19 protein-coding genes are annotated in these 19,618 nt (G+C 70.6%); 9 read left to right on the top strand and 10 right to left on the bottom strand.

Annotated elements, in window-relative coordinates; genetic code table 11:
• Positions 1 to 58 precede the first annotated feature (58 nt).
• From ACFORO_RS33365 to ACFORO_RS33355, 3 genes are read right to left on the bottom strand one after another with little or no spacing between them, the layout of a single operon-like run.
• Entirely contained in the window at positions 59 to 277 is a 219-nt protein-coding gene (locus ACFORO_RS33365; protein WP_377874184.1) for a hypothetical protein, read from the bottom strand.
• Between the two features lie 8 nt (positions 278 to 285).
• Entirely contained in the window at positions 286 to 1,395 is a 1,110-nt protein-coding gene (locus tag ACFORO_RS33360) for a fatty acid desaturase family protein (RefSeq protein WP_354750848.1), read from the bottom strand.
• Between the two features lie 17 nt (positions 1,396 to 1,412).
• On the bottom strand, positions 1,413 to 2,501 hold the full coding sequence (locus ACFORO_RS33355) for a ferredoxin reductase (RefSeq protein WP_377874183.1): 1,089 nt from the start codon (positions 2,499 to 2,501) through the stop codon (positions 1,413 to 1,415).
• A gap of 92 nt (positions 2,502 to 2,593) precedes the next feature.
• Here ACFORO_RS33355 and ACFORO_RS33350 point away from each other — a divergent pair, with 92 nt between their 5' ends.
• The 3 genes from ACFORO_RS33350 to ACFORO_RS33340 are packed head-to-tail and all read left to right on the top strand — an operon-like array spanning position 2,594 to position 4,451.
• The gene (locus ACFORO_RS33350; protein ID WP_377874182.1) at positions 2,594 to 3,271 is read left to right on the top strand and encodes a TetR family transcriptional regulator; all 678 of its coding nucleotides are present in this window, start codon (positions 2,594 to 2,596) and stop codon (positions 3,269 to 3,271) included.
• A 4-nt stretch (positions 3,272 to 3,275) separates the two neighbouring features.
• Complete coding sequence (locus tag ACFORO_RS33345) at positions 3,276 to 3,677, top strand: VOC family protein (RefSeq protein ID WP_377874181.1); 402 nt, start codon at positions 3,276 to 3,278, stop codon at positions 3,675 to 3,677.
• A 45-nt stretch (positions 3,678 to 3,722) separates the two neighbouring features.
• Complete coding sequence (locus tag ACFORO_RS33340) at positions 3,723 to 4,451, top strand: lipoate--protein ligase family protein (protein ID WP_377874180.1); 729 nt, start codon at positions 3,723 to 3,725, stop codon at positions 4,449 to 4,451.
• Positions 4,452 to 4,552: 101 nt separating this feature from the next.
• On the opposite strand, the gene ACFORO_RS33335 is transcribed toward ACFORO_RS33340, so the two are convergent.
• Positions 4,553 to 5,305 (bottom strand): Lsr2 dimerization domain-containing protein, encoded by a 753-nt coding sequence (locus ACFORO_RS33335; protein ID WP_377874179.1) that lies wholly within the window; start codon positions 5,303 to 5,305, stop codon positions 4,553 to 4,555.
• A gap of 146 nt (positions 5,306 to 5,451) precedes the next feature.
• Between ACFORO_RS33335 and ACFORO_RS33330 the strand changes: the two genes are divergently transcribed.
• Both ACFORO_RS33330 and ACFORO_RS33325 read left to right on the top strand, forming a co-directional pair.
• Positions 5,452 to 6,846 (top strand): dihydrolipoyl dehydrogenase family protein, encoded by a 1,395-nt coding sequence (locus tag ACFORO_RS33330; protein ID WP_354750842.1) that lies wholly within the window; start codon positions 5,452 to 5,454, stop codon positions 6,844 to 6,846.
• A 52-nt stretch (positions 6,847 to 6,898) separates the two neighbouring features.
• Positions 6,899 to 7,468, top strand: a complete 570-nt coding sequence (locus ACFORO_RS33325) for a TetR/AcrR family transcriptional regulator (protein WP_377874178.1) — start codon at positions 6,899 to 6,901, stop codon at positions 7,466 to 7,468.
• A gap of 107 nt (positions 7,469 to 7,575) precedes the next feature.
• Here the strand turns inward: ACFORO_RS33325 and ACFORO_RS33320 are convergent, their stop codons facing one another.
• The gene (locus ACFORO_RS33320; protein ID WP_377874177.1) at positions 7,576 to 9,876 is read right to left on the bottom strand and encodes a hypothetical protein; all 2,301 of its coding nucleotides are present in this window, start codon (positions 9,874 to 9,876) and stop codon (positions 7,576 to 7,578) included.
• Between the two features lie 268 nt (positions 9,877 to 10,144).
• Between ACFORO_RS33320 and ACFORO_RS33315 the strand changes: the two genes are divergently transcribed.
• Both ACFORO_RS33315 and ACFORO_RS33310 read left to right on the top strand, forming a co-directional pair.
• Positions 10,145 to 10,648 (top strand): DUF3145 domain-containing protein, encoded by a 504-nt coding sequence (locus ACFORO_RS33315; protein ID WP_093576929.1) that lies wholly within the window; start codon positions 10,145 to 10,147, stop codon positions 10,646 to 10,648.
• Positions 10,649 to 10,671: 23 nt separating this feature from the next.
• A complete protein-coding gene (locus tag ACFORO_RS33310) occupies positions 10,672 to 11,271 on the top strand; it encodes a hypothetical protein (protein WP_354750839.1) in 600 nt (199 codons plus the stop codon).
• A 66-nt stretch (positions 11,272 to 11,337) separates the two neighbouring features.
• Here ACFORO_RS33310 and ACFORO_RS33305 read toward each other — a convergent pair whose 3' ends face one another.
• From ACFORO_RS33305 to ACFORO_RS33285, 5 genes are all read right to left on the bottom strand, one after another.
• Entirely contained in the window at positions 11,338 to 12,588 is a 1,251-nt protein-coding gene (locus ACFORO_RS33305) for a beta-ketoacyl-[acyl-carrier-protein] synthase family protein (RefSeq protein ID WP_354750838.1), read from the bottom strand.
• Between the two features lie 52 nt (positions 12,589 to 12,640).
• Positions 12,641 to 12,886 carry an acyl carrier protein gene (locus tag ACFORO_RS33300; RefSeq protein WP_037820481.1) on the bottom strand — a complete coding sequence of 82 codons (246 nt, stop codon included), beginning with the start codon at positions 12,884 to 12,886 and terminating at the stop codon, positions 12,641 to 12,643.
• 70 nt (positions 12,887 to 12,956) lie between these two features.
• Positions 12,957 to 13,940, bottom strand: coding sequence for a beta-ketoacyl-ACP synthase III (locus tag ACFORO_RS33295; RefSeq protein ID WP_354750837.1), 984 nt, complete (start codon positions 13,938 to 13,940; stop codon positions 12,957 to 12,959).
• The gene (locus ACFORO_RS33290) at positions 13,937 to 14,848 is read right to left on the bottom strand and encodes an ACP S-malonyltransferase (RefSeq protein WP_354750836.1); all 912 of its coding nucleotides are present in this window, start codon (positions 14,846 to 14,848) and stop codon (positions 13,937 to 13,939) included. Before ACFORO_RS33290 ends, ACFORO_RS33295 begins: the two co-directional genes overlap by 4 nt.
• 614 nt (positions 14,849 to 15,462) lie before the next feature.
• Entirely contained in the window at positions 15,463 to 16,674 is a 1,212-nt protein-coding gene (locus ACFORO_RS33285; protein ID WP_344272412.1) for a PucR family transcriptional regulator, read from the bottom strand.
• Between the two features lie 154 nt (positions 16,675 to 16,828).
• Between ACFORO_RS33285 and ACFORO_RS33280 the strand changes: the two genes are divergently transcribed.
• Positions 16,829 to 17,746 (top strand): ABC transporter ATP-binding protein, encoded by a 918-nt coding sequence (locus ACFORO_RS33280; protein WP_354750835.1) that lies wholly within the window; start codon positions 16,829 to 16,831, stop codon positions 17,744 to 17,746.
• Complete coding sequence (locus ACFORO_RS33275) at positions 17,743 to 18,957, top strand: ABC transporter permease (protein WP_354750834.1); 1,215 nt, start codon at positions 17,743 to 17,745, stop codon at positions 18,955 to 18,957. Before ACFORO_RS33280 ends, ACFORO_RS33275 begins: the two co-directional genes overlap by 4 nt.
• Positions 18,958 to 19,618 lie beyond the last annotated feature (661 nt).

The following is a 19,618-nucleotide window of genomic DNA, read 5'->3' as shown; positions in this document are numbered from 1 at the left end:
GAATCTGATTCCCTCAGGGTTCCCCTCACGTAATCTTCCGGGGGCCAGGACCGCGGAGTCAGTCTGCCTCGGGGGCCTTGTCCAGGCGGGCTTCGTCTTCCTTGGCCCGTTGAGCTGCTTCGCGCATTTCGATCACGTCCGTGAACCAATCGCCCGTTTCGCGGGCTATGTCGCGGACTGCGCCAGTAATGATGGTGGCGATGTTGCCGATGTGGTTGGCTGCGGACTCCGTCAGCTCCTGCACGGTGTCCTTGCCACTTTCGAATGGGCCGACCATGGGCTTCCTCAGGCTGCTCGGAGTTGCCGTTCGGGGTCCACGGTAGCGGCCGGGCCCGGTTTTCCGGGAAGGGCCAGCCGCGCGATTTTCTTGGCTACCGACCAGAGCTGCTTGTGCAGGGGGCCGGTGTTGTAGGGCAGGCCGTAGCGTTCGCAGATTTCGCGCACTTCTCCGGCGATTTGCGGGTAGCGGCGCGCGGGCAGGTCCGGGAACAGGTGGTGTTCGATCTGGTGCGACAGGTTTCCCGAGAGGATGTGGAACAGCGGGCTGCCGGTGATGTTCGCGGAGCCCAGGATCTGGCGCAGGTACCACTGGCCGCGCGTTTCGTTCTCGGTCTCTTCTTCGGTGAAGCTTTCGACGTCCGCGGGGAAGTGGCCGCAGAAGATGATCGAGAACGCCCACAGGTTGCGGACCAGGTTGGCGCTCGCGTTGCCCAGCAGCGTCAGCGGCGCGAGCGGGCCGGTGAGCAGCGGGAACAGGACGTAGTCCTTGCCGACCTGGCGCGAGGCCTTGCGGACGATCCGGCGCAGCACCGGGACGTTCTCCGCCCAGGTGCGCTCACCCTTCACGACCCGGTCCACCTCGAGGTCGTGCAGCATGACGCCCCACTGGAACAGCAGCGCGAGCAGCGTCGCGTACACCGGGTTGCCCAGGTAGTACGGATGCCACTTCTGCGCCGGGTCCATCCGCAGGATTCCGTAACCGACGTCGCGGTCCTTGTCGACGATGTTGGTGTACGTGTGGTGGATGTAGTTGTGCGAATGCCGCCAGTTCTCCGACGGCGCGACGGTGTCCCATTCGAAGCGCTGCGAGCTCAGCTCCGGGATGCGCGTCCAGTCGTACTGGCCGTGCATCACGTTGTGGCCGATCTCCATGTTGTCCAGGATCTTCGCCGCGGACAGCGCCGCGACGCCCGCCAGCCACGCGGGCGGCAGGAAGCCGGCGAACAGCAGGCCGCGGCCGGTCACTTCCAGCGCGCGCTGGGTTTTGATGATCTTGCGGATGTACTCGACGTCTTCCTCGCCGAGATCGTCGACGATCCGCTGGCGCAGTGCGTCGAGTTCGCGGCCGAATTCCTCGACCTGTGCGGTGCTCAGGCGGTCCTGCAGACCGGTCATGATGCTTCCTCCGGTGGTCAGGCGTCGATTTCGACGTCCCCGACGGGGACGCTGACGCAGAGCTGGATTTCTTCGTTCTCCTCGCCGGAAACCTCGCCGGTGCGCGCGTTGCGGACGCGTCCGGCGGTTTTGAGCTGCGTGCAGGAGAAGCAGATGCCCATCCGGCACCCGTGTTCCGGCGTCAGGCCCGCGTCCTCGGCCTGTTCGAGCAGCGGCTTGCCGGAGTTGTCGCACTCCCGGCCGCTGCGGGCGAAGCGCACCCGGCCCTCGGCGGCCTCCGCGGCGAAGGCCAACGGTGCCGCCGTGAACTCTTCGGTGTGCAGTTGTGCACTCAACCCCTCGTTCTCGAAGAGTTCACGTGCGGCGGCCATCAACGGGGCCGGGCCGCAGAGGAACGTTTCGGCCTCGCGGAACCACGGCGCGGCCTTCTCCAGGTGCGCGACGGAGAACAGGCCGTGCAGGTCGCCGCCGCGACGGGCGTGGGTGTGGGCGTTGACCACGCGGAACGCTGGGTGCCGGGCGGCCAGTTCGGCCAGTTCGGTGCGGTAGAGGGCGTCCGCGGCGGTGTTCGAGTAGTGCAGGAACACGATTTCGCCCGGGTGGCCCTCGGCGACGAGCGTGCGGGCCATCGCGAGCACCGGCGTGATCCCGCTGCCGCCGCTCATCAGCACGATCCGGTCCGGACGCGGCGACGGCAGGGTGAACTCGCCGTCCGCGGGCGAAAGTCCCACTACCGCGCCGACGGCGGTGTCCTGCAGATGCCGCGAAACCAGCCCGTTCGGGTCGGCCTTCACAGTGAACTCCAGGTCATCGCCGCCCTGTGCGCCGCATGGCGAGTAGCAGCGGGTTCGGCGGACGCCGTCGATCTCCACCTGCATCCGCACGTACTGCCCGGCGCGGAAGCCCTGCCACGCCCGGCTCGGCCGCACCGTGAAGGTGACGGTGTCCGGCGTCTGATGCCGCACGGCGGTGACGCGGCCGCGGATCTCGCGCCGCACCAGCATCGGGTCGACCAGTTCGAGGTACCGGTCCGCGCCGTGCGGGGTGAGCAGCGCCTCGGCGAGCGAGACGAGTCCGCGCACGCGGCGCGGGAGCAGTGCGGTCATCACCCCTCCAGAAGTTGAGTGCACAGTCGTACACTGACTAGTGTGGGGGCAAGGCCCCGGGGCCTGTCAACGCGGAAGCGAGGTGATGTGACGTGGGCCATGCGGCGATCGCCAGTACGCTGCTCGACGTGTCCGCAGCCGAGGAGCCGGCCGGCCCGGTGAGCCGGCAGGAGCGCAAACAGCGCACCCGTCAGGCGCTGCTCGACGCGGCGCTCGACCTGCTCGCCGACCGGAGTTTCGCCAGCCTTTCGCTGCGCGAGGTCGCGAAGGGCGCGGGCATCGTGCCGACGGCGTTCTACCGGCATTTCTCGTCGATGGAGGAGCTGGGCGTCGCGCTGGTCGAGGAGACCACGCGCACGCTGCGCGGCATGCTTCGCGGCGCGCGCACCGAGCAGCGCGGCTACGGCGGCATGATCCGGGCTTCGGTGCACACGCTGCACCGGCACGTCCGCGAGCACGAGGACCACTTCCGGTTCGTCACGCGCGAGCGCTACGCCGGTCCCGGCGCGGTGTCCAGGGCGATCGCGGTCGAGATGCGGATGTTCTCCAGCGACCTCGCACTGGACCTGGCGCGCTTCGACCCCCTGCGCACCTGGCCCACCGAGGACCTGCACCTGCTGGCCGACCTCATTGTCACCGCGATGCTCGGCACGGTCGCCGAGCTGCTGGAAATCCGTCCCGGCGACACCGCCGCCGACGAGCGCACGTTGGTCGCGGCGGAAAAACGGCTCCGGATGATCCTGCTCGGCGTGCCGCACTGGCAGCCTTAGCGGTATGGCCTTCCTGCAGCTGACCGCGATCATCGTCGACGACTACGACGAGGCGATCGACTTCTTCACCCGCGCGCTGGGCTTCGACCTGGCCGAGGATTCGCCGTCGCTCACCAACGACGGCCGCCCGAAGCGATGGGTGGTCGTCCGCCCGCCCGGCGGCGAAACCGGCATCCTCCTGGCTCAGGCGGACGGCGAGCGGCAGTCCCGCGCGGTCGGCGACCAGCACGCCGGCCGGGTCGGGTTTTTCCTGCGCGCGGACGACTTCGCGGCGAGCTATCAGCAGATGCGCGACGCCGGGGTCGAGTTCCTCGGCGAACCGCGGACCGAGCCGTACGGCCAGGTCGTCGTGTTCCGCGACATCGCGGGCAACCGCTGGGACCTGCTCGGCCCGGCCGCGTCCTGAGCCTGCTCTACGATCCCGAAGTCCAGCTGATCGTGGAGGAACGCTATGCCGAGCGGGTCGGAAGTCCGAGCCGAATTCACCGACCCAGCCGAAAACCTGGCGTTCGACGAGGCACTGCTGCGCGAGGGTCCGACGGGGCCGGTGGTGTGGCTGTGGCGGAACCCGGTGTGCGTCGTGGTCGGCCGCGGTCAGCGGATCGCCCGCGAGGTCCGCGTCGACGAATGCGCTCGTGACGGCGTCCCCGTGCTGCGGCGAGCCAGCGGCGGCGGCACGGTGTTCCACGACCCGGGCAATCTCAACGTGACGCTCGTGCTTCCCGGCCCCGCGCCTCGTCCGCTGGAAATGCTCGGCCTGGTGATGTCCGCCGCAGTGGAGAAACTCGGTCTCCCGGCCAGAATCGGCGACCGCGGCATCTTCGTCGGCGACGCGAAACTGTGCGGCTTCGCGGTCTTCCGGACCAAAGACGTGCTGCTGGCGCATTCGACGCTGCTGGTCGACACGGACGCCGCCCGCGTCGGCGCGTACCTCACCGGTCCGCCGCCGGACCCGAAGCCGCTGGATTCGCACCGGAGCAAGGTCGCGTCCCTGGCCGACCACGGCGTGCGGCTGCCGCTGACGGAAGTGGAAGACACCGTCCGCGCGGCCGCGGCGGGACTGCTCGGCCCGCTCCCGCCCCGCGAACCGACCCCGGGGGAGTTGCAGCGGCAGCAGTCATTGCTGTGGAGCCGCTACGAATTCCCGGACTGGCACGCCGAAGGACGTCAGCGTTCGTAATTGCCTTGCCGGACAGCCACATCCGAGCGCTCCGGGCCGAGATGCCGTGAAGGGCTCCTTGAAGGAATCTGATTCCCTCAAGGAGCCCTTCACGGACCGGATCAGTTGCCGGAGGAGGAGAACAGCACCGGCGGCACTTCGCCGGCCGCGCGGCGGCGCGGCTTGCCAGCTGCCTTGGCCGGTGCCGGAGCGGCGGTTTTCGCCGGGGCCGTCTTCGCGGGTGCGGTTGTCTTAGCCGTCGCGGACTTGGCTGGCGAGGCGGTTTTCGCCGGGGCTGCCTTCGCGGGCGCGGCTGTCTTGATCGTCGCGGTCTTCGCCGTCTTGGCAGCGGGCGTCTTGACTGCGGCGGCCTTTGCCGTCTTGGCAGCGGGCGTCTTGACCGCGGCGGCCTTCGTCGACTTGGCCGTGGTCTTGGTCGCGGCGGCCTTCGCGGGCTTGGCTGCCGCGGACTTGGCCGGAGCCTTCGCGGTCCGGCTCACCGTGCCGGTCGCGCCACCCGTTCGGGCAGTCTTCGCCGTGGTCTTCGCGGTCCGCGCCGCGGTGGCGGAAGCTGCCTTCCCGGCAGTCTTCTTGCCAGCAAAGGCTTTCCCGCTCTTGGCCGCCGCGGCGGGCTTCTCCGCCACCGGCTTCGCCTCGGCCTTCTTGGCCCCGGCGATCAGCCGCGGCCGAAGCTTCCGTCCGCCAGTCCGGCGGCCGGCCTTCGCGTACTTCTCCAGCAATCGCCGCAGCGCGGTCGCGTTGCGGGTGCCGAGGTCGATGTCGTATTCGATGCCGTCCAGCGCGAACGCGACGGTTTCCGCCGCGCGTCCGCCGGTCAGGTCGTCCAGAGTGCGGACAGCGGTGTTCCTCGCCATGGGAGCCTCCCGTGCTCGATCGTGGTCGTGCGTGCAACCGGCACGGCGACGACCCGGGTTTCCGCGGTGCCGCCGGTTTCTTGCAGCTCTCTCACAAGAATACCGGCAGGCTTGCGCGAACCTGCGCGGTGGTGTGCGCTGTGCGCATGGCAGCAGAGACTTTCGACGTCGTGGTCATCGGGGCGGGTCCGGTCGGGGAAGTGGCGGCGGAACGGGCCGCCATGGGCGGGCTGAAGGTGGCGCTCCTCGAACACGAACGGTTCGGCGGGGAGTGTTCGTACTGGGCGTGCATCCCGAGCAAGGCGTTGCTGCGCCCGGGAAACCTGCTCGCCGCGGCCAAGCGGATGCCCGGCGTGCCGATCGGCGACGCGCTGGATCCGGAGAAGGTGCTCGCGCGCCGCGACTGGTTCACCGGCAAGGGCGACGACTCCGGCCAGGTCGAATGGGCGCGCGGCGCGGGCATCGAACCCGTGCGAGGCTACGGCCGGATCACCGGTGAGCGCGAAGTCACGCTCGACGACGGCCGCGTTTTCTCCGCCCGGCACGCGGTGATCGTGTGCACCGGCAGCGTTCCGCGCACGCCGCGGATTCCAGGCCTGGACACCATTGCGCCGTGGGGTTCGCGGGAAGCGACGTCGGCGACCGAGGTGCCCGGACGGCTCGGCGTGCTCGGCGGCGGCGTGGTCGGCGTCGAGATGGCGCAGGCGTGGGCTCGGCTCGGCTCGCGGGTCGACCTCGTGATCACCGGCGACCGCCCGCTGCCGCGGCTGCCGGAGTTCGCCGGAGACCTGGTCCTGGACGGTTTGCGCGAGGCGGGCGTCCGCGTGCACCCGAACTCCGGCCTGGCCGAAGTGTCCGTTGTGGACGGTGGAACGCGGCTGAAACTCGCCGGCGGCGACGAGATCGTGGTCGACGAACTGCTGGTCGCCACCGGCCGTGCGCCCGCGACCAGCACCATCGGCCTGGACGTGCTCGGCTTGCCCGCCGACGGTCCGCTCCAGGTCGACGAAAGCGGCCGGGTGTCCGCAGTGGAGGGTGGCTGGCTGTACGGAGCGGGCGACGTCACCGGGCGTGCTTTGCTGACCCACCAGGGAAAATACGCCGCCCGCGTCGTCGGCGACTCGGTCGCGGCCCGTGCCCGGGGCGAGGAGATCTCGACCGAACCGTGGAGCCGCTACAGCGCGACCGCCGACCATCACGCGGTGCCGCAAGTGGTGTTCACCGACCCGGAAGTGACGTCAGTCGGCCTCACCGAGGCGCGCGACGGATCCGCGGACCGGGTCGTGGACATCGACATCGCGGTCGCCGGTTCTTCGCTGCACGCCGATGGGTACCAGGGCAAAGCGCGAATGGTCGTGGACACCGAACGCGGTGTCGTGCTGGGTGTCACGTTCGTCGGCCAGGACGTGGCGGAACTGCTGCACTCGGCGACGATCGCCGTCGTCGGCGAGGTGCCGCTGGACCGGCTGTGGCACGCGGTCCCCGCGTTCCCGACGATCAGCGAGGTGTGGCTGCGGCTGCTGGAGGCTTACGGGCTCTGAGCGCGGTGTCGTGCCGCTTAAGCGGTTGTGCCGCTTCGGGTAGCGTCGGGGCATGACCAGTGCTTCCGTTCCCGGCCGCCGTGAACGCAAGAAGGCGGCGACCCGCCAGGCGCTGGCCGACGCTGCCCTGCGGATGTTCCTGGAGCGCGGCTACGACCAGGTGACCGTGCGCGAGATCGCCGACGCCGCCGACGTGTCCACCACCACGCTGATGAAGCACTTCCCGACCAAGGAAGCCCTCGTCTTCGACCGGGAACCGGAGATCGACGAGGCGCTGGTCTCGGCGGTGCGGGACCGTCCGGAGGGCACGTCGGTGCTGGCGGCGCTTCGCGCGCACGTCCACGTCCGGGCGACCTCCGGCATCCGCGCGGAGGCCGAACCGTTGCTGCGACTGGTGCGCGAGACGCCCGCGCTGGCTGATTACTGGCACAAGATGTGGATGGGCCACGAGCACACGCTGAGCCGGGTGATCGCTGCGGAAACCGGTGCGCCGGAGGGCGATCCGCGGTGCGCGGTGCTCGCCCATTTCGCCTTGGAGACGGCCGCGCTGGCCGATCGGTCGGACGACCCGCGGCGGATGGTGGATGTGGCGTTCGACCTGTTGGAGAACGGGTGGCAGTGAGGGCTGGTTCGCGGGAAGGCGCTTCGCCGCGCTAGACGGCACTCGTGAGCCGAGTGCCGCGGGGCGGTGGACCTGGCTGGCTGAGGGTTTGTCGCTGAGCCAGTTGCTTAGGACGGCAGCTGCAAGTCGAGCGCGCCTTTCGCGGCACGGGCCAGTCCGGGATCGTCCGCAGTGGACGATCCCGGTTGCCAGACCGCTTGCACGATCCGCACGCCGTTCCCGTCGACCTTGCTGGCGTAGGCAGCGCCGTCGAACTGCGGCGCGCCCGACGGCCACTTGCCGGTCTCCGTGGCGACGTCCAGGATTCCGCCGCCGCCCGGGTTGTCGGCGATCTGCTTGAGGTGGTTGGCCTGTCCGGCATCGGGGAACTCGACCACCGCGACGGTGACCGCGGCCGGCCGCCCGTCGACGAGCGCCGTGTAGCTCGCGCGGCGGACCCCGGAGCAGCTGGTCTGCTGAAGGCTCGCCTGGACGTCCCCGAAAGCGTGCGAGGCGCACTTCTGGTCGGCGCTGTTCGCCCGGGGCTCGAAGGTGAGTGTCGGCGCCGGAGGGGCGCTCGGCTTGGCGCTGCTCGGCGCCGGACTCGGCACGCTGCTGGGCGGAGCACTGCTGGCAGGCGGTGCGGCGGCGGTGTCCTCGCCGCCGCTGGTCGCCACGACGATCGCCGACACCACCAGGACGATCAGCAAGACGATCGCTGCGATCGGCACCCACTTGACGGTGCGGGATCCCGGTTTTCCCGGCCCCGGCGGGGTGTTAGGCCCGGCTCCCGCGGCCGCGCCCGTTGCGGTGGGAACCCCAGCTCCGGCCCCGGCTCCGGTTGCGGGACTTGCTGTCCCTGCTGCTCCGACGGCTGGAGCCGGTCGCACAGGTTGAGGCGCGCCTTGCGGCGGACTCCCCGGCACGACCGGGGGAACGGCCCCGCGCGGACGTCCAGCGCCCTGCGGCTTCGCCGGAGACGGCATCTTCTCGGTCGGAGCCTCGGGCGGGTCAGTCGATTCGGTCGGCGCCTCGGAAAGCGCCGCCAGTTCGATCGACGGGATCTCCGGCCGAGGCGGCCGCACCGCGATGATCTTCGGCCGCAGCACCGGGGGAGCGGCGGATTTCGGTGCGGCGGAAGGAGTGCCGGGGGAAGCAGCACCCTTCGACGGCACGGAGTCAGCGGATCCCGAAGCGGCACCGGGGAAGACGGGAAGCCCCTGGGGATTCCCCGCGCCTGCCGGGCCTTGCGGCTCCGGACTGGTCGCGGGAGCGGAAGCCGCGGCGGATTTTCCGGCCGTGGCATCGGACCCAGCGACGGTGGTACCGGCGGTGCGCGATCCGGCCGCACCGGATTCGGTGGTGCCGGGCGGGGTCGCGTCGGGAGCGATGACACCGGAACCCGCTCCGCCCGGTCCGGCAGCGTCGGCTCGGATCGCGCCGACGCCAGCGGCGGGATCGGCGGCAGGTTGAACGGTGCGGGTTTGCGCGCCGCCGGAGCTGGCGGCGTTGGCCGAACCCGGTGCGCTGGGAACGCCGGATCCAGCCGCCTCGGGCTCGGCGATGGTTCCGGCCGCGCCAGACATCGCCGCTCCTGCCGCAACGGCACCGAGACCGGCAACCGCGGTTCCGCCGGAGGTCCGGTTCGCCGTGCTCGATCCAGCCTGTGCCCCAGCACTTGCAGGAGCAGGGCTTGTGCCCGGTGAAGCAACGGAATTCGGCGCGGCAGCGCCAGGCGAGGACACGTTCGGCACCCCGGCACCGCCAGCCCCCGCACCAGCCGGACCGCCAACCCCAGGCGACCGGGGCCCAGGAGGAACCGGAACATCGTCCGCGAACCGAACGAACCCCTCCCCGCGCAAAACCTCGTCCGAGAGCTCCGGCGCGTCCGGCGCCAGCGCCGAGATCAACGCCCTGGCCTGGTCCACCGAGCGCGGATGCCGCGCCGTGGCCAGGGAGACCGTCGCGGCCAGCATGGTCGTCGGCGTCGGGTGCAGGACCCGGACCGGACCCGCGAGGTCGCCCGGCGGCTGGTCGACCGTCTCGACGTACGGGCCGACCGCCACGATCGTGCCCACCGGGCCCCCGCCGAGTTCCGCGACGCGGCGTTCGCATTCCTGGGACAGGTCGAGCGCTTCGGTGGCGGGGTTGACGTCGTCGCCGTGGACCAGGGGCCAGCCGTCCGCCTTCCACGGTCCGCTCAGCGGGGCTTCGAGACGCAGCGCCGGATCGGGCAGGTCCACGCCGATCACCACGAGCACGCCCGCGGGAAGCACCACGACCGCCTCCACCGGACGGTCTCCGGTCGGGCGGGCCCCGACGAGCGCGACGCCGCCGATCACCGTGCTCCCCCGGCCGAGGGAGGCCAGTGCGGCCCGCACGTCTTCCGCGACGCGCGAGGGCTGCTGCCCGAGACGGACCAATCGCACCGAAACTCTCCTGTCGAATCCGCAGCGTTTCCGGTGCACCACGCTAGCGTGCCGGGCCGCCGGAACCGCGCTCCGCGCCCTCGCGTCGGCGTGGCTCACCACAATGGGTCGTCCGCTGCGACTTGTGGTGTTCATGTGGCCAAACGGCACGGTTGGGGTGCAGAATGTGCTACACAGGTCGGGAACTGCCGTGGAGGCTACGCAACCTGCGCAGGGTTCGAGAGGTCGTAGGGGAAGACGTCCCTCGTCGAACAAGCGGAGGTCAGCAGTGAGCACCCGTGGCAGCACCCGAGGCGTGGTGTACGTCCACTCGTCGCCGTCTGCGGTATGTCCGCACGTCGAGTGGGCTATTTCGGGCACCCTTGGTGCCCGGGTCGAGCTGAAGTGGACGGCCCAGCCGGCCAGTCCGGGACAGCTCCGGGCCGAATGCAGCTGGAGCGCGCCCGCGGGAACCGCGGGCAAACTCGCCGGCGCCCTCAAGGCGTGGCCGATGGTGCGCTTCGAAATCACCGAGGAGCCCAGCGCGGGCGTCGACGGCGAGCGGTTCTGCTTCGCGCCCGGTCTCGGGCTCTGGCACGGCCGCACCAGCGCCAACGGCGACATCGTCGTGGGCGAGGACCAGCTGCGCGCGCTCGTCAGCATGACCCGCGGCGGCGAAACCCTCGCGCACAAACTGGACGAACTCCTCGCCGCGGCCTGGGACGAGGCGCTCGAGCCGTACCGGCACGCGGGCGACGGCGCCCCGGTCACCTGGCTGCACCAGGTCGGGTGAACGAAAGCGGTACCCTCACCCGGGTGAGCGTTCCTTCGGCCCCGCCCTCCCGTCAGCGGTGGTTGATCCCCGTGCTCGTGGTGGTGCTGTCCATCACCGTCGCCGGGGGTCTGCTCGCCCGCGAGCTCTACCGCCGCCCCGAGTCCCCGCACCCGACCGACGGCGAGGCCATGGCGCCGCCCGTCACGAGCAGCGGCGGTCCGTCCGACAAGTCCGGCTCGGTCCAGGTCGGGGTCACCCCGGACGCGCAGAACCACCCGCAGGACGACGCCGTCCGCACCGTGCTGCAGGCCTATTTCAACGCGCTCAACAAAAAGGACTACGACGCCTGGACGGAGACGGTCAGCGACGCGCGCCGCACCAAGACGCCGGAAGTGGACTGGCACCGCAACTTCCAGTCCACGAAGGACGTCAACATCCTGCTGTACCGCATCGAACCGGGCGCGCAGGGTACGCTGCGGGCGCTGGTCGGGTTCACGAGCACCCAGTCGCTGAACGAGGCCCCGGTCGATTTCCAGGAGAAGTGCATCAACTGGCGGCTGGTGCTGCCGATGAAGTTCGAGCACGGCTCGTACCGGATCGACACCGTCGACGGCACCGCCACCGAACACGACAAGTGCTGACCGCGCGAAAACGGTGAAGGGCCCCCGCGGAGATTTCCGCGGGGGCCCTTCACCGTGAAGAGGAACTCAGTTCGCCGGCGTGAACAGCAGCGCGGTGTTGTGCCCGCCGAAACCGAACGAGTTGGACAGCGCCGCGGCGAGTTCGACCTTGCGGTTCTCCCCGGACACGACGTCCAGCTGCACCTTCGGGTCCTGCTCGGTGAGGTTCAGCGTCGCGGGGACGATGCCCTCGTACAGCGCGAGAATCGTCGCGATGCCCTCGACCGCGCCGGCCCCGCCGACGAGGTGGCCGAGCGCGCCCTTCGGCGCGGTGACCACCGGGTGCTCGCCGACCGCCGACCGGATCGCCGCCGCCTCGCCGATGTCTCCGACCACAGTGGACGTCGCGTGCGCGTTCACGTGGCCGATGTCCGAAGGGGACAGTCCGGCCATCGCCATCGCCGCGCGCATCGCCGCGATCTGGCCGATGCCCTCCGGGTGGTTGCCGGTGATGTGGTAGGCGTCCGACGTCAGCCCGTAGCCGGCCAGCTTCGCGTAGATCCGCGCGCCGCGGGCCTTCGCGCGGTCGGCCCGCTCGAGCACGACGACGCCGGAGCCCTCGCCGAGCACGAAGCCGTCGCGGCTCACGTCGAACGGACGCGACGCCGCGGCCGGGTCGTCGTTGCGCGTCGACACCGTGCGCGCCTGGGCGAACCCGGCGACGGTGATCGGGTGGATGCAGGCCTCGGAACCGCCCGCGACCACCACGTCGGCCCGTCCGGACCGGATCATCTCGTAGCCGTTGGCGATGCCCTCGGCCCCGGACGCGCACGCCGACGCGGGCGAATGCACCCCGGCGCGGGCCTTCAGGTCGATGCCCACGTGCGCGGCCGGGCCGTTCGGCATCAGCATCGGCACCGTCAGCGGCGACACCTTGCGAAGACCCTGCTGGTGCAACAAATCGTTCTGGGTCAGCAGGGTCACCGGCCCGCCGACCCCGGTGCCGATCGAAACGCCGAGGCGCTCCGGTTCGACATCGGTGTGCTCGTCGGTCTGCTCGGCGAACCCGGCGTCGGCCCAGGCCTGGCGGGCGGCGATGATCGCCACCTGCTCGCACCGGTCGAGCCGCCGGGCCTGCACGCGGGGCAGGATGTCGGTCGGCTCGACGGCGAGCTGCGCCGCGATCCGGACCGGCAGGTCCAGCTCCTCCGCCCAGTCCGCCGCGATCGTGCTGATCCCGCTGCGGCCGGCCAGCAGACCGTCCCAGGTGGACGCGACGTCCCCGCCCAGCGGCGTCGTCGCGCCCATGCCGGTGATCACGACGTCGATGTTGCTCATGGGAGTCTCCCCAAGGGTCGGCTCCGGACCGGGGCCCGGGTACGAAGAGGACTTACTTCGAGTTGGCGGACACGTAGTTCACCGCGTCGCCGACGGTCTTCAGGTTGGCCAGCTCGTCGTCCGGGATCTTGACGCCGAACTTGTCCTCGGCCTGCACGGCGATCTCGACCATCGACAGCGAGTCGATGTCCAGGTCGTCCACGAACGACTTCTCGGCGGTGACGTCGTCCTGAGCCACGCCGGCGACCTCTTCGACGATCTCGGCGAGGCCGGCGAGAATCTCAGTGTTGTCAGCCATCGGTGTTGTTCCCTTCTCGGTTCTTCTGCGGGTCCGCTCGCGGGCACGGCGCCCGCGGGGGAAGTATCGCTCAGGGCAGGACGAACGCCTGCGCGGCATAGGAAAGCCCGGCTCCGAAGCCGACCGCCAGCACCACGTCGCCGCTTTTCGCCGTTCCGGCCTTGCGCATGTGGTCCAGCGCCATCGGGATCGAGGCGGACGAGGTGTTGCCCGAGTACTTGATGTCGTCGGCCACCACGATGTCCTCGCGCGCCCCCTTGGCGCGCAGCTTCTTGGCGATCGACTCGACGATCCGGAGGTTCGCCTGGTGCGGGGCCAGCACGTCCACATCGGACGGTTGCAGCCCGGCGGCCTCCAGCGCGCGCAGCGCGATCGGCGCGATCTGCGTGGTCGCCCAGCGGAAGACCGACTGGCCCTCCTGGTAGATCCACTGGTGGTCGCGCATGTAGATCAGGTCGACGAGGTCGCCCGCGCTGCCCCACACCACCGGGCCGATGCCCGGTTCGTCGGACCCGCCGACCACCGCGGCTCCCGCGCCGTCGGCGAAGATGATCGCGTTCGCGCGGTCGGTCGGGTCCACGACGTCGGTGAGCTTCTCCGCGCCGATCACGAGGACCTTCTTCGCCGAGCCCGCGCGCACGAGGTCGGAGGCGACGCCGAGGCCGTAGCAGAATCCGGCGCACGCGGCGTTGAGGTCGAACGCGCCGGGGCTCTGCACGCCGATCCGCGCGGCGACCTGTGCGGCCGCGTTCGGGATCTGCGAGGGCATGGTGCAGTTGGGCACGATGACCGTGTCCACTTCGGACGGATCGAGGCCGGCGTCGGAGAGGGCGTCGGCCCCGGCGGCGACGGCGTAGTCGACCAGGACGTCGTCCTTCTCGCCGAACCGCCGCTCGATGATGCCGACGCGGTCGCGGATCCACTGGTCGCTGGTGTCCATGACCTGCGACAGGTCGTCGTTCGTGACGATCCGGTCCGGCTGGTAGCTGCCGAAGCCGAGGATGCGGGCGGCAGGCGCGCCCTGGGACAGGCGCAGGGTGGGGCGGGCGGTCACTGGGCGTCCTCCTCGCGCAGCGCCGCCAGTTCGGCGGGCGACTTCAGCGCGGTGGTAGTGGTGACGACGCCCTTGAGCTGCCGCTTGACCAGTCCGGTCAGGGTGCCCGCGGGCGCCAGTTCGACGGTGCGGTCCACGCCGAGCGAGACGAGCCCGTCCATGGTGAGGTCCCAGCGGACCGGGCGGGTCACCTGGGCGACGAGCCTGCGCAGGTACTCCGCGCCGCTCGTGACGACCTGGCCGTCGGCATTGGACAGCAGCGGGCGCGTCGGGTCGGCCGGGGAGAGACCGGCGGCGTGCTCGCGCAAGGCGTCTTCCGCGGGAGCCATGTAGGGCGTGTGGAAGGCGCCGGCGACCTTGAGGGCGCGGATCTTCGTGCCCTCCATCGGCTCGGCGATGATCTTCTCGATCGCGGCGGCGGACCCGGACGCGACGATCTGCCCGGCCCCGTTGCGGTTCGCGGCGGCGAGGCCCTGGCTTTCCAGCCACGCGGCGACTTCCTCGGGGTCGCCGAGCATCACCGCGGCCATCGACGTCGGTTCGAGCGCGCACGCCTTGGCCATCTCCGCGCCGCGGACCGCGGCGAGCGCGACCGCGTCGGCGGGGGTGAGCACGCCGGCGATCGCGGCCGCGGCGAGCTCGCCGACGGAGTGGCCGGCGACCGGCGCGTCGCCGGCGACCGGCAGGTGCTCGAAGGACAGCAGGGACAGCGCGACGATCAGCGGCTGCGCGACAGCGGTGTCCTGGATCTCCTCGGCTCCGGCCTCGGTGCCGAGCCGGATCAGGTCGAGCCCGGACCGGGCGGACCACTCTTCGACGCGCGCGCGTGCGCCGTCGAGCTCGAGCCACGGGGCGAGCATGCCGGGGGCTTGGGAACCCTGGCCGGGGGAGAGGACTGCAACTGTCACGCTGTCTATGAGACCACGGGACGGGTCGGTGCTTCAGATGCGGGCGGTCACCAAGTCCGCGCGGCGGAATTGGAGGAAACCTCCAAAGACCCGCCGGAGAACCCGGCCCTTAACCCATCCGCCTTGTGGGATTCAACCAGCGCTTGCCGTGAAGTCTGTCACCTGCCACGCCCCGGCGGGAGGGGCGCCGCGGGCGGGCGGACGACGCGGCGCTTCCGCCGGACGCGGGCGTCGTGAGGGGCCGGATGAGCGCCGGGCTTAAGCCGAGCGCGGTGCCGCGCGCGGGCCGGAGGTACCCGGCGCTTCCGTCGAGCGCGGGCGGGCCGAGCCAGGACGCCCCCAATGCCACATTGGGTGCGTGAGATGCACCGAATGCCACATTGGGTGCGCAGGATGCACCGAATGTGGCATTGGGGGCGCACCGGGGTTCCCCTGCGCGACCTGACGTTGACTGCGCGCGTGGGTTGGCCCCCTGTGCGGCATTGGGGCACGCGTGGGATGGCCCCAATGTGGCATTGGGTGCGTGAGATGCACCGAACGCCACTTTGGGTGCGCAGGATGCACCGAATGCCACTTTGGGTGCGCAGGATGCACCGAATGTGGCATTGGGGCGATCACCAAAGCCCGCGAGCGCGGGCGAGCCTGCCGACTGTGAGCGCGACCCGCAGCACGAGCGCGTCGCGGGCGTCGGTCGGGTTGCGGCCGGTGAGCTCGGCGGCTTTGCGCAGCCGGTACCGGACCGTGTTCGGGTGCACGAACAGTGTTTGCGCGCAGCGTTCCAGGACTCCGCCAGTGTCCAGATAGGTCTCGACGGTGCGCTGCAGCGCCGCCCCGGCCTCCTCCAGCGGCCGGGCCACCGAATCGACCAGCAACCGCTCCGCGCCGGGGTCGCCGGACAAAGCGCGTTCGGGGAGCAAATCGTCAGACCGCACCGGGCGGGGCGCGCCGGGCCAGCCGACCACCGCGCGCAGCCCGGACAACGCCTCGGCCGCGCTGTGGTGGGCCTCGGCCAGCGTCGGGACGGTCGGGCCTGCCACGACGGGGCCGTCGGCGAACACCGTCGACATCCGGGCGAGGATCTCGCGTTCCTTCGGCCCGCCCTCGGTGGGGCCGCCGATCACGATCACCAGCCGCGAGCCCTGCACCGACAGCAACACCGCCCGGCCGACGCGTGCGGCGCGGGCGCGGACGTCGAAAACCACCGTCGGAGGGTCGTCCGAGGGAGGGTTCCCCACCAAGACCGTCGCCGCAGCAGCCGGATCCCAGCCGAGCGCTGCGGCCCGCGAAAGGACGGATTCCTCGGCGTCGCCGCGGACGATTCCGTCGACCACCAGCGCTTCGAGCCGGGCGTCCCACGCACCGCGCGCTTCCGCCGCCGCGGCATAGGAGTTGGCTGCGGCGAAAGCGATTTCCCTGCCGTAGCGCAGAATTCCTTCGATCAACGCCGCGCGTTCGGCTTCCGAAGCGGCGAATTCCGGGAGCTGTTCTTCGAATACCTCGATCGCGAGCCGCACCATCGCGACGGCCTGGCGGAGGCTGATCCAGCGCGACACTTCGGTCGGCGCGTCGCGGAACGCTTCGGTGGTGAGCTTCAGCGCTTCCTTCGAATCGCGCAGCCACGCGACGAATCCGCTGGCCCCCGTCTGGGTGATCAGCAGCACGCTGGCGCGCTGGTCGGCGGGCAGCCGCGCGAACCAGACCAGCCTGCGTTCCATTTCCGCGACGCTCGCGCTCGCCAGCCGCCCGGAGGCGTGCTCCAGGCTGCGCAGGGTTTTGGCGGACAGCCCGTGGTGTTTGCGCGCGGGGCGTCCTGTGGTGTCGGCCATGTCGGATCCGATCCTACGTGCCGCGCGCGGCCTGCAACTTTAGGCGGATGCGGCGGCGACCTCAGGTGGTGGGCGGCGCTCGGCCGAAGTGCCTAGGATCCCCGGTGGGGTGGTAGGGGATCACCCGGGCGAAAAGAGAACAGGGGGACGGGCCATGCCAGAGCCCGGACTGGAGATCGACGGGATCTCCAAACGGTACGGCGCCGTGGTGGCGCTCGAGAAAATGACGTTCGACGTGCGGCCGGGGGAGCTTTTCGGATTCGTCGGCAGCAACGGGGCGGGCAAAACGACCACGATGCGCATCGCGCTCGGCGTGCTGAGCGCCGACGCGGGCCAGGTGCGCTACGCGGGCGAGCCGATCACGCACGAAACGCGCCGGCAGATCGGCTATATGCCCGAGGAACGCGGGCTGTACCCGAAAATGAAGGTCGGCGAACAGCTCACGTATCTGGCCCGGCTGCACGGAATGCCCGCCGCCGCGGCGAAGGCGTCGAGCGAGCGGTGGACCGAACGCCTCGGCGTGGCCGCGCGCCGCGACGACGAGGTGCAGAAGCTCAGCCTCGGCAACCAGCAGCGCGTGCAGCTCGCCGCCGCGCTGGTGCACGAACCGCGGATTCTCGTGCTGGACGAACCGTTCTCCGGGCTCGACCCGGTGGCCGTCGACGTGATGAGCGACGTGCTGAAGGAAAAGGCGGCCGAGGGCGTCCCGGTCGTGTTTTCCAGCCACCAGCTGGATTTGGTGGAGCGGCTGTGCGACCGGATCGGGATTGTCCGGAGTGGACGGATGGAAGCGTCCGGCACGGTGGCGGAACTGCGCTCCGGCGGGACGACGCGGCTGCTCGTCGACGCCCCTGAGGCTCCTGAGAACTGGGCGGCCGGGCTGTCCGGCGTGACCGTGATCGGCCGCCGGGGAGCGGTGACCGAGCTGGAGCTGGCCGACGGCGCGGACGACCAGGCCGTGCTGCGCGCCGCGCTGGCCACCGGTCCGGTGCGGGAATTCGCCCGGAAACTGCCGTCGCTGACCGAGTTGTTCCGTTCCGTCGTGTCCGAGCACCAGGAGGCCGCGGCATGACCGGGTCCGATGTCCAGATGAGCCCGATGTCCGCGGTCGGCCTGGTGGCCGGGCGGGAGATCAGCACCCGGGTCGGCTCCAAGGCCTACCGCGTCACGACGCTGGTGATGATGATCCTCATCGTCGGGCTGGCGCTGGTCTTCAAGCTGTTCAACGGCGGCGGGAGCGCCGACGCGACGGTCGGCTACGTGCCGGCCGCCTCGCAGCTGGCCGAGCCGCTGACCGCGACGGCGAAGTCGATCGGCCAGACCGTCGCGACGCAGCAGGTGCCGGACGAGAAGGCGGGCCAGGCGAAGCTGCAGGACGGTTCCATCGACGCACTGCTGGTGCAGGGCGCGGACCGGGTGCACGTCCAGGTGAAGAAGACCTTGGACGCGAAGCTGAAGAACACGTTCACCGTGCTGGAGGGGCAGCTGGCGCTCAACCAGCAGATCACGTCCCTTGGCGGCGATCCGGCGAAGGTGCGCCAGGCGACCGCCGAGGCGACGATCGACGAGCTGCCGCCGCTCGAGAAGCCGTATGACTACAACGGGCAGCAGCTGGTGCTCGGCATCATCGCGGGCATCCTGATCTACCTCTCGCTGATGCTCAACGGGCAGAGCGTGGCTCAGGGCGTCGTCGAGGAGAAGACGTCACGGGTGGTCGAGCTGCTGCTGTCGACGATCAAACCGTGGCAGCTGATGGCCGGGAAGGTGCTCGGCATCGGTGTCGTCGGGCTGATCCAGATGCTGGCGATCGGCGTCGTCGGCGTGGCGGCCGGGCTCGGGTTCGGGGTGCTGACGATCTCGGTGAATGCGGCGGTCGGCACCGTGGTCTGGCTGATCGTCTGGTATCTGCTCGGGTTCTTCATGTATTCGATCGTGTTCGCCGCGCTGGGCGCGCTGGTGTCGCGGCAGGAGGACGTGGGCGGCGCGACGATGCCCGCGCTGATGTTCGTGATCGCCGGGTACGTGGTGGGGATTTCGATCCTGCCGTCGAATCCGGCCAGCCCGCTGGCCGAGGTGCTGTCGGTGATCCCGGTGTTCGCGCCGACGCTGATGCCGATGCGCCTGGCGATGGGCGGCGTGCCGGTGTGGGAGGCGGTGCTGTCGGTGGGCCTGGTGGTCGCGCTCATCCCGGCGCTGATCTGGCTGGCCGCGCGGATCTACCGCAACGCGGTGATGCGCACCGGCGCGAAGGTGAAGCTGCGGGACGCGCTGAGCGCCGCCTGACAGAGGAGTCCGTTACGGCGGGCCGAGGCAGACGCCGCGGCCCGCCGTTTCCGTCCCGGGAGCTTCTACTCTCGGTGGACGCTCCGGCCGGGTGAGGGACCTGGGAAGCGGAGCGCCTCACCCACGTGGGTTAGCGGCAACGGGTGAGATGCGTGAACGCCGCCTTCGTGATTGCGCCGCCCGCATTGCCGCCACCCCCGGTCGCCGCGCCTGGGGTTAATGCCCTTCGCGCCGCATCTCGAGCCTCAGCGGCACGCGCTATTGCCGCTTCGCCGTTATCCGACGGGATGCCGGAAGATCCGCGCAATTCGCGGTCGGCGGCTGCCCGGCTACGCGAATTCGTACCGCACAGACCGCGCCTCGCCGGGATTCCCGTCCGGGCATCTCCGCGACCGCGCCCAGGCCGGGACGCAAATCCGTCGGCCGCCCGCCAATCGCCCGAAGATGAAGGCCAGATGAACGCGGGAGAGAACCCGAACCCCATTCGTCTCGGAAGCGCCGTCGCGCGGCAATAAAGAGCGGGAAATGTTCGAGGCCGCCCGGCGCTTGCGGTTTTCGCTGCGCCGAGCGGCCTCGTCTCCCCGGTCCCCACCGGTAGGACAAGTATGGCGGTGATTGATCTTCCCGCGCCAGTCGTCTCACTCGATCGTGGTGCACAGCA

Origin of the sequence: Amycolatopsis halotolerans, from assembly GCF_042647905.1 — a bacterium.
Classification (GTDB): Bacteria; Actinomycetota; Actinomycetes; order Mycobacteriales; family Pseudonocardiaceae; genus Amycolatopsis; species Amycolatopsis halotolerans.
Note: the sequence above shows the minus strand (reverse complement) of the source record. Positions and strands in the feature narration are given on the sequence as shown.

Excerpts from the sequence above, each read along its gene's own strand:
- ACFORO_RS33365 (WP_377874184.1), bottom strand. The coding sequence starts at position 277 with ATGGTCGGCCCATTCGAAAGTGGCAAGGACACCGTGCAGGAGCTGACG.
- ACFORO_RS33360 (WP_354750848.1), bottom strand. The coding sequence starts at position 1,395 with ATGACCGGTCTGCAGGACCGCCTGAGCACCGCACAGGTCGAGGAATTC.
- ACFORO_RS33355 (WP_377874183.1), bottom strand. The coding sequence starts at position 2,501 with ATGACCGCACTGCTCCCGCGCCGCGTGCGCGGACTCGTCTCGCTCGCC.
- ACFORO_RS33345 (WP_377874181.1), top strand. The coding sequence starts at position 3,276 with ATGGCCTTCCTGCAGCTGACCGCGATCATCGTCGACGACTACGACGAG.
- ACFORO_RS33340 (WP_377874180.1), top strand. The coding sequence starts at position 3,723 with ATGCCGAGCGGGTCGGAAGTCCGAGCCGAATTCACCGACCCAGCCGAA.
- ACFORO_RS33335 (WP_377874179.1), bottom strand. The coding sequence starts at position 5,305 with ATGGCGAGGAACACCGCTGTCCGCACTCTGGACGACCTGACCGGCGGA.
- ACFORO_RS33330 (WP_354750842.1), top strand. The coding sequence starts at position 5,452 with ATGGCAGCAGAGACTTTCGACGTCGTGGTCATCGGGGCGGGTCCGGTC.
- ACFORO_RS33325 (WP_377874178.1), top strand. The coding sequence starts at position 6,899 with ATGACCAGTGCTTCCGTTCCCGGCCGCCGTGAACGCAAGAAGGCGGCG.
- ACFORO_RS33305 (WP_354750838.1), bottom strand. The coding sequence starts at position 12,588 with ATGAGCAACATCGACGTCGTGATCACCGGCATGGGCGCGACGACGCCG.
- ACFORO_RS33300 (WP_037820481.1), bottom strand. The coding sequence starts at position 12,886 with ATGGCTGACAACACTGAGATTCTCGCCGGCCTCGCCGAGATCGTCGAA.
- ACFORO_RS33285 (WP_344272412.1), bottom strand. The coding sequence starts at position 16,674 with ATGGCCGACACCACAGGACGCCCCGCGCGCAAACACCACGGGCTGTCC.
- ACFORO_RS33280 (WP_354750835.1), top strand. The coding sequence starts at position 16,829 with ATGCCAGAGCCCGGACTGGAGATCGACGGGATCTCCAAACGGTACGGC.
- ACFORO_RS33275 (WP_354750834.1), top strand. The coding sequence starts at position 17,743 with ATGACCGGGTCCGATGTCCAGATGAGCCCGATGTCCGCGGTCGGCCTG.